This is a genomic window from Psychrobacter immobilis, assembly GCF_904846065.1.
GTDB lineage: Bacteria > Pseudomonadota > Gammaproteobacteria > Pseudomonadales > Moraxellaceae > Psychrobacter > Psychrobacter immobilis_H.
In genome coordinates this window covers 1-1,304 of record NZ_CAJGZV010000024.1, presented here as the reverse complement: position 1 = coordinate 1,304, position 1,304 = coordinate 1, and the positions used below count along the sequence as shown (strand labels likewise).

General features: G+C 45.8%; 1 protein-coding gene. It reads left to right on the top strand.

All coding sequences use genetic code 11. From position 1 onward, the window contains the following. Positions 1–221 precede the first annotated feature (221 nt). Positions 222–1,304: asparaginase (locus tag JMW64_RS13870; RefSeq protein WP_227675076.1), on the top strand; the 1,083-nt coding region annotated here is incomplete at its 3' end.

The window sequence follows — 1,304 nt, the reverse complement described above, 5'->3', positions numbered from 1 at the left end:
GAACAGCAGCAGCAAGCTCAAGTGCTACTCGACCGCACCGCATAGTCAATAACCTCCTCTCGTATCAGCAAGTATTTTCTATATCATTTAGAATATATACTTGCTGATTTTTTTTGCATTTCACCTTTATAATATCTATTATCATACTACCTATCATTCCTAAGCTTTCCTCTCTTTTTTTCACATTCATTGACTGCGTCCATACTATGCCATCCTCTGTTATGACAAAAAACCTATCCGACCCTATTCACCTCATTTATGCTGGTGGTACTTTTGGTAGCTACGGACGACCCTTAGCACCTTTATCTGCTGAAATATTTTTGCCTACATTGCAACAACTGCTGGCTAAGCAAGATAATGCGAGCCATCTACCTAAGATTTCATGGCTTGACAATGCATTAATTAAAGACAGCAGCCAACTGACTCCTAGCGACTTTGTACATTTTTATACGCTCCTATTAAGCGCCTATGCACAAGGTAACAGACGCTTTGTCTTAATCACTGGTACTGACACCTTAAGTTATTTAGGGGCGTTTTTAGCAGAAGCGTTCGCCGGTAGCGATATTAGTATCGTTGTGACTGGCAGTATGCGCCCGTTACTAGACAGTGAAGTGTTGCATGACTATAGTGTCGATGCCAATAGTGACGCATGGGACAATCTGACTGACGCCTTAAAACTCGCAGCGGCTGGCGAATCAGGCATTAAAATTTGCTTTGGTGGTGAGTCATGGCCAGCACAAACGGTGCAAAAGATACACAGTCATGATCTAATGGCATTTACCGGACATTCTCGAGCCGCTTATCCTGCCAATAGTTATATAAGAGCATTACCAGACACGCGGCGACAGCATTGGCTTGATGACCAATACGATATAATTGATGCTATTCAAGGTCGCGCTGAGCAGGTGCGCATCCATGCTTTATACTGTTTGCCTAATGACACCGAGGTGATGAGCAATCAGCTACAAGCATTATTGTCGCAGCCACCCTCTGGCATTATGCTACTAGGATTTGGCGCAGGCAATGTCCCCTATTCGGACGCGCTGGCAGCTGCTCTACAACTGGCTTATGAGCGCGGCCACATGGTGATCTGTGCCAGCCAATCGCCCTTTGGCGGGGTGAGCGATAGTTACGCTGCTGGTAGTTGGCAGTATGATTATCATGTAATAGCTGGCGGGCGCTTAACGATCCCCGCTATTTATGCTCGCTTATTATGGCTGCTGCTGCGCTATGACAGTCCTGCAAGGCGTCGACAGCGCTGGCTGAATAATGTCACCCAAGCTGGTACAACGATTAAAAAACGC